Below are 6447 nucleotides of genomic sequence, written 5' to 3' on the forward strand. Positions count from 1 at the left end.
GACCCCCCGTCAACCTCGCGGGGGCCCGGCCGGAGGGGCCAGGGTGTTCAGGTCGAAATACCGGACCGAGGAACCGACCAGGTAGAGCCGGTGGTCCACCCGGCAGACCCAGTAGAAAAGGTCGGGGTCGGACCCGGCCCGGTAAATTGCGATCTCCCGGCCGTTCCGGGACGCCGTGACCCCCCTCAGCCGGCCGTCCCCGTCCGACTCGTGGGCGGCGCCGCCGGAGACCCGTTCGACCCGGATCGCCCAATCCCCGACCGGCGACAGCGAGCGGAAGGCCGCGTCGTCGACGACCTCGCCGACGGTCGATCCCCGCAGGCGTTCGATCTCGGACGCGAGGTTGGTCTCCACGAACGTGCCGTCGTTGACGAAGAAGTGGACCCGGTCGTCACCGGCGTCGGTGAGGTCGCCCGTGGCGGGGTCCGCCCTGCAGACCGTCTTGCGCAGCTCGGTCAGACCGTCGAGCTCTCCCCGCGCGGCCGCGGCCGCCAGGTCGTCGGCGCCGGGGGCGGGGCGATCGTCGGTGTAGAGCGTGACGCGGCCGTAGTACGTCAGGGGGGTCAGGCCGCCCGACCGGTCCACCCGGAAGGCCGCCGGGCGGTCCGAGCCCGGGGTGGAAAAGAGGGCGTAGACGCACTCGCCGCCGTACACGAAGCGGTTGACGGACAGGCGCCCCGGGTCGGGCAGGTCCACCGGCGTCACCCGCTCGCTCTCCAGGTCCACCAGGTAGAGCCGGCGGTTCTCCCAGGCGTTGTCGGCCACCACCGCTTTCCGGCCGTCGTCGAAGACCATGGCCACCTTGGGGCCGAAGTCGGTGAGCTGCCGGAAGGTGCCCCGGTGGACCGTCCGCCACCCCGGCGCATCCCCTCCGCCGGGCGTCGAGAGGCACCCGGCCGCCGCCGCGCCGAACAGCATCACCAGAACGACCTGACCAAGATTCCACCATTCCTGCTGATTCATCCTGCTCTCCCGCCATCGTATTTTCGCTCCCCGGCCGGTTTCGTCCCGGGAAAGGGCCGGCCGTGGGGAGAACGACAAGGACCGAAAGGACCAAAAGGACGTAAAGGACCAAAAGGACTTATGGGACGCCGGGGGTTAAACCTCATTGATCTGTCTTGATCTGTCTCTATCCGTGTTCATCTGTGTTCATCCGTGGTTATCCGTGGTTATCCGTTGCCGGGTGTTCACAGGCGGATGAGGGGTTCGAGGTCGACCGGGTCGGGGTCGCCCTCGTAGAGGACCTTCTCCAGGAAGAGGCCGGAGGGGGCCGCCGTCAGGCGGGCCGGCTCGGGGGAAGGCGCTGACAGGAACCGCGCGACGTCCTTCTCGGAATGGTCCCCCCGCCCGATGGCCACCAGCACGCCGACCATCCGGCGGACCATCTTCCAGAGGAAGTGGGACCCCCGGAAGCGGAAAAGGATGAGGTCCCCCGCCTCCCGGACCCGCGCCTCGTCGAGGGCGACGAGGGAGGACTTGTCCCCCGCCCGGGCGTCCATGAAGGAGCGGAAGTCGTGGAAGCCCTCGAAACGGCGGGCGCAGCGCGCCATCCGGGCGACGTCGAGGGGTTGCCGGACCCACCAGACGAAGCGCTTCGCCAGGGCGGTCCGACGCCGGGACACCTGGTAGAGGTAGACCCGTGCCCGGGCGTCCTTGCGGGCGTGAAAACCCGGCGGGGCCTTGGAAAGTTCGAGGACGTGGATGTCCGGGGGCAGCGCGTCGTTGAGGGCCAGGCGGAGGCGCTCCGGGGCCAGGGCGGTGTCGGCGTCCAGGTGGGCGGCCTGCCCGAGGGCGTGGACCCCCGCGTCGGTCCGCCCGGCGCCCTGCAGGTCGAGGGCGTCCGTCCCCAGGGCGCGCCGGGCCGCCGCCAGGATCTCCCCCTGGACCGACCGGGCGTTGGCCTGCACCTGCCACCCGCGGTACCGCGTGCCTTCGTACTCTAGGACAAGTTTGAACCGGGGCATGGGGTCACTCCCGCCTTTTCGGACGTTTCTCTCGCGCAAAGGTGCAGAGTCGGGTGCAGAAGCCTTTATGGTTGAAAGGCATGATCAATCTTCCCATATCGCTGGTCTTCCATAGAAGAACTTGAATCTCCCGTTTGCTATATTGATAGAGTCCTGCGTAATGTATATCACCCGCTCCGGGTTCTTTATTCCTTTTGCCTCAACCAGGAATCTCTTTTTATCCCTGCTGAGGTACCCTTTGAAATCGTAGTTTTTCAATACGAAATGATTGTCGGCAATGACCGGATTGCCCAGCTTCCAGGGCTTATATTTCTCTTCAAGATACCCGAGGTATATGTGGTCCAGATCCGTGTATTCCTTGTGCCTGAGGTAGTGGTCTTGCTGGTTGAACAGAATTTCGGAAAGCAGTTGTTGTGCAAACTGATCGTCAGACCACTGCAGGGAACAGGACACCTCGAACGCCATCCAGACGGAAATCACGAGGAAAACCGCCAGAACGCCAACGAGGACCTTGTCGTATGTTTTCATCACCGGCCTCGTTCGTGTGGTTCGTGTCGTTCGTGGTTGAAAACCGGTCTTTCGGGGGTCAGCTCTCGCCCAGGCGCTTGATGAAGCCTTTCTTGTCGATGTAGAAGTCCGGGGGGAGCTTCTCCTCCACCTTCTTGCGGAAGCCGGTCACCTTCCACTTGAGGTCCTTGAGCAGTTCCAGGACCCGGCGCTGGACCCGCGGCTTCTCCTCGTCGGCGGTCAGCAGGGCCAGGAAGGCGTCCCGGACGCGTTCTTCCTCTTCCACGTGCCGGGAAAGGATGTCCAGCGAGCCCACCACCACGTCGTCGTTGGGGTCGGCCAGGAACGGCAGGAGGGCGTCCACGATGCCGGGGCCGCTGTACTCCCCGAGCGCGGCGATGAGGTCGGTCTTCTTTTCCGGCGCCCGGTTGTACTCGGGGGCGAAATCTTTCAGGGAGTTCATGATGTGGGCCCGGCAGGCCTCGTCCCCCGCGATTTCCCGCAGCAGGCGGAGCGGGTAGACCAGGCTCTCCTTCTCCCGGATGTAGCGCAGGATGGCCGGCACCGCCTCCTCTCCCCGCTCCAGGACCAGGTGGTAGACGTGGCGCTTCTCCTCCTCGTCCTCGATGATCTGGGGCGACTGGAAACCGAAGCGCTGCAGGAGGCCGAAGATCGCGTCCTCCCCCTCCATGTTGCCCAGTTCGTCGGCGGCGGCGTAGCGCTCGTAGGACTGGGCGAACTTCTGGCAGAGCCGGCGGACCAGCTTGTCGTACTTGCGCTTGTCCTGCTTTTCGCGGTACTGGGAGAAAAAGTCCTTGAGCCCCACGTTTACCTCCGTACGCGATCCAGCTCGCTGAAGAAGTAGGCGATTTCGAAGCGTGCCGTCTCCGGGGCGTCGGAGCCGTGGACGGCGTTTCGCGCGATGCCGGCGCCGAAACGCTTGCGGATGGTCCCCTCCGACGCCTCCGCGGGGTTGGTGGGCCCCATGAGGTCGCGCCAGCGGGCGATGGCGTTTTCCGCCTCCAGGACCATGACCAGGACGGGCCCCTCGGTCATGAAGGCCGTCAGCGAGGGGAAGAAGGGGCGTTCGCGATGGACCTGGTAGAAACCCTCCGCCTGCTCCCGGGTCAGGTGGACGAGCCGGACCGCCGACAGGCCGAAGCCGGCCTCGAGGATCATGTCCAGGATCTTTCCGGCCGCACGGGCCTTCATGGCGTCCGGCTTGACGATGGCCAGGGTTTGTTCCGTCATGTTGATTCCTTTCCGGTGAAAGTCTTTCCCGGTGTCCCCTCGCGGGGCCGGTCCGCCACTATACGCCGGAACGGGGGGCTTTGCAAGGAGGGAGAAACGGGGGCCCGTGCGCCGGGGTGACCGGCGGGTATTCGTCACCCGGGTCCGGCAGGGCCCGGCAAGCCGCCCGCGCGTGCGGCCGGGGATCACTTCCCGTCGGCGGGCTTCTTGCCTTCCGGTTTCTCTTTCGGCGGTTCCGTTGCCGCCGACCGGGGAGCGGGAGGCGCCGGCTTCGCGGCCCAGGCCTCGAACAGTTCCCTCACCAGTTCGTCCAGGGCCTCGTTCGCCTTCTTCCCGGCGATGTTGGCCAGGAGGACCACCGCGAAGTCCGCCTTCGGGTCGAGGTGGACCTGGGCGATGTTCATCCCGTTGGAGCCGCTGTGGCAGAGGATGGGGTCGGGGTGGAAGTCCCGCACCCGCTCGCCCCAGCCGAGGGCGTACTTGCCGCCGGCCGGGGTGCCGACGGGGGCGTCCGCCGGCGGGGGAATGGTCACGACGGCGGTGTGGAGCCTTTTCAGGGTCTCCGGTTTCACGAGGGCGGGGCCGCGCTTTCCCTCCCCCGCGTTCCATCCCGCCCACCGGGCGAAGTCCAGGACAGACATGTGGGCGATCCCCGCGGGGCCGATCACCGCGGGGTTGTCGGACAGGGGTCCCGCCAGCAGCGGTTTGATCTTCCCGTTCACCACGGCGTGCGGGAGGGGGGCGTCCGTCCGGCCCGGGGTCGACTGCGTCCCGAGGCCGGCCGTGCGAAGGTTCAGGGGACGGAAGATCCGGTCGAAGATCAGCTCGTCCCACGTCTTCCCCTCGAGACGCTCGATCATGGCGCCCACGATGACGTAGTTGAGGTTGGAGTACTCGAACGTCCCGCCGGGCTTGCCGGGCATCGGAAGGGCCGCCCACCGGCGGACCAGCCAGGCCCGTATCTCGTCGAGGTTACCCACCGGCCAGTCGTCGGAGACCTCCGTCAGGGCCATGTAAGGAACGGCGTCCCTGGACAGGTTGTCGCTGGGGAGACCGCTGGTGTGGGAAAGCAGCTGCTCGAGCGTCAGCCGGGTGAAGACCGGGTCGGCATTTTCGCCGAGGTCGGGAAAGACGTCCCCGACGGTGGAGTCCCACCGGAGTTTCCCCTGGTCCACCAGGATGGCCGCCAGGGTGGCGGTCATGGCCTTGGTGTCGGAGCCCAGGTGGAACCGGTCGCTGGGGGTCACCGGGATGTTCTCGCCCCACCGCCGGGTGCCCACCGCCCCCGCGGCGACGATCCTCCCGTCCTTCACGACGGCGGCGGCCAGGGCCGGGATCTCGTACTTCGCCAGGTACGGTTTCAAGACGGGGTCCAGCGAGGCCTGGGCCGGTGCGGCCACGCAGAGGAGGGCCAGCGCCAGGGTCGCGACCCCGGCCGACCGGCTGATTCGGGTGTTACTCATCGTGCTGCCTCCGGCGGGAAGTGCGCGTTTCGCGGTCCCTTCCGGGATGGGAGCCCCGGAACGGGTGAATGGCGCGGAAAAGGCAGGGAACGCCGTCGCTCGGCGCCCCCTGCCGGTTTGTGTCCTCCCGGACCTGGGTTCAGGCGGAGCTAGCGACGGGATCCACCGCCGCCCCCGGAGCGGCCGCCGCCGGAGGAGCCGCCCCCCGAGCGCCCTCCCCCGGAGAAGCCGCCGCCGGAGCGACCGCCCGGGGACCCGCCGGAATACGACCGGCCCCCGGAGGAGCCGCCCGAGTAAGACCGGCCGCCGGAGTAGCCCCCCGAGTAAGACCGGCCGCCGGAGGAGCCGCCCGAGTAGGACCGGCCGCCGGAGGAGCCGCCCGAGTAGGACCGGCCGCCGGAGTAGCCCCCGGAGTAGGACCGGCCGCCGGAGGAGCCGCCCGAGTAGGACCGCCCCCCGTACGAACCGCCCCCGTACGACGGCCGGCTCCCCGAGTAGGATCGCCCGGATCCCGTGCCGTAACCGGCGTAGGAGGAGCGCCCGCCCGCGGAGTATCCCCGGCTGGTGGAACGGTCGCCGCCGGTGGACCGGCTGCCGTAGGCGGACCGGCTCCCGGCGTAGCTCCGGCCGGTGTCGGCGGATCGGCTCCTGGAGGCGTAGCGGTCGGACGCCGTCCCCCGGGTCGTGTCCCCGGACCGGCTGTAGGCGGCGCGGCTGGTTCCGGCCCCCCGGTCCGCGGTGGCGTAGCGGTCGGAGGCCGCCCCCCGCCCCGTGCTCCCGGACCGGCTGTAGGCGGCGCGGCTGGCGCCGCCGGCGCGCTCGCCCGACGTGGCGGAGCGGTAGGCGTCAGACCGGCCGGGGGCGGACGGCGTGCCACGGGCGTTACCCGCCCGGTCACCCATGGCGCCGTTGGCCCGGTATTCCGCGAGGCTTCTCCCCGCGCCCCGGCCGACATCGTTCCGGCTGTAGGCGCCCGCTTCGGCCCGTGACCCCCGCGTGGTGGCGCCGCGGGTGTTCTCGGACCCGTAACGGCGGGCGACGTCGCTGTTGCGGTAGGGGACCCCTCCGCGATGGTTGGGGTCATGCTGCCAGGGGCCGACGCGGCCATGGCCGCCGTGATGGTCGTTGCCGCCATGGTGACCGTAACCGCCGTGCCCGTAGCCGTAACGGTCGCAGAAGTGGCCGTTCCTCCAGACGCAGCCGTGGTGCCCCCAGTGGCAGCCCCAGCCCCACCCGGACCAACCCCAGCCCCAGCCCCAGCC

General features: G+C 68.8%; 7 protein-coding genes. All 7 read right to left on the minus strand.

Going from position 1 to position 6447, the window contains the following annotated elements; translation table 11 throughout:
- Positions 1-9 precede the first annotated feature (9 nt).
- Complete coding sequence (locus KA419_14065) at positions 10-963, minus strand: hypothetical protein (protein MBP7867064.1); 954 nt, start codon at positions 961-963, stop codon at positions 10-12.
- A 224-nt stretch (positions 964-1187) separates the two neighbouring features.
- Positions 1188-1964 (minus strand): tRNA pseudouridine(38-40) synthase TruA, encoded by a 777-nt coding sequence (truA, locus tag KA419_14070; protein MBP7867065.1) that lies wholly within the window; start codon positions 1962-1964, stop codon positions 1188-1190.
- 84 nt (positions 1965-2048) lie between these two features.
- Positions 2049-2492 (minus strand): hypothetical protein, encoded by a 444-nt coding sequence (locus KA419_14075; GenBank protein MBP7867066.1) that lies wholly within the window; start codon positions 2490-2492, stop codon positions 2049-2051.
- A gap of 58 nt (positions 2493-2550) precedes the next feature.
- On the minus strand, positions 2551-3297 hold the full coding sequence (locus KA419_14080; protein MBP7867067.1) for a hypothetical protein: 747 nt from the start codon (positions 3295-3297) through the stop codon (positions 2551-2553).
- A gap of 2 nt (positions 3298-3299) precedes the next feature.
- Positions 3300-3722 (minus strand): nucleoside-diphosphate kinase, encoded by a 423-nt coding sequence (ndk, locus tag KA419_14085; GenBank protein MBP7867068.1) that lies wholly within the window; start codon positions 3720-3722, stop codon positions 3300-3302.
- Between the two features lie 185 nt (positions 3723-3907).
- Positions 3908-5185 (minus strand): beta-lactamase family protein, encoded by a 1278-nt coding sequence (locus KA419_14090; protein ID MBP7867069.1) that lies wholly within the window; start codon positions 5183-5185, stop codon positions 3908-3910.
- 149 nt (positions 5186-5334) lie between these two features.
- A partial coding sequence (locus KA419_14095) for a hypothetical protein (GenBank protein MBP7867070.1) occupies positions 5335-6447 on the minus strand: 1113 nt, incomplete at its 5' end.

It is taken from the genome of Acidobacteriota bacterium (assembly GCA_018001935.1).
GTDB lineage: Bacteria > Acidobacteriota > JAAYUB01 > JAAYUB01 > JAAYUB01 > JAGNHB01.

What these genes read in the sequence shown, in the direction of transcription:
- KA419_14065 (MBP7867064.1), bottom strand. Translation starts at nt 963, where the DNA reads ATGAATCAGCAGGAATGGTGGAATCTTGGTCAGGTCGTTCTGGTGATG.
- truA (MBP7867065.1), bottom strand. Translation starts at nt 1,964, where the DNA reads ATGCCCCGGTTCAAACTTGTCCTAGAGTACGAAGGCACGCGGTACCGC.
- KA419_14075 (MBP7867066.1), bottom strand. Translation starts at nt 2,492, where the DNA reads ATGAAAACATACGACAAGGTCCTCGTTGGCGTTCTGGCGGTTTTCCTC.
- ndk (MBP7867068.1), bottom strand. Translation starts at nt 3,722, where the DNA reads ATGACGGAACAAACCCTGGCCATCGTCAAGCCGGACGCCATGAAGGCC.
- KA419_14090 (MBP7867069.1), bottom strand. Translation starts at nt 5,185, where the DNA reads ATGAGTAACACCCGAATCAGCCGGTCGGCCGGGGTCGCGACCCTGGCG.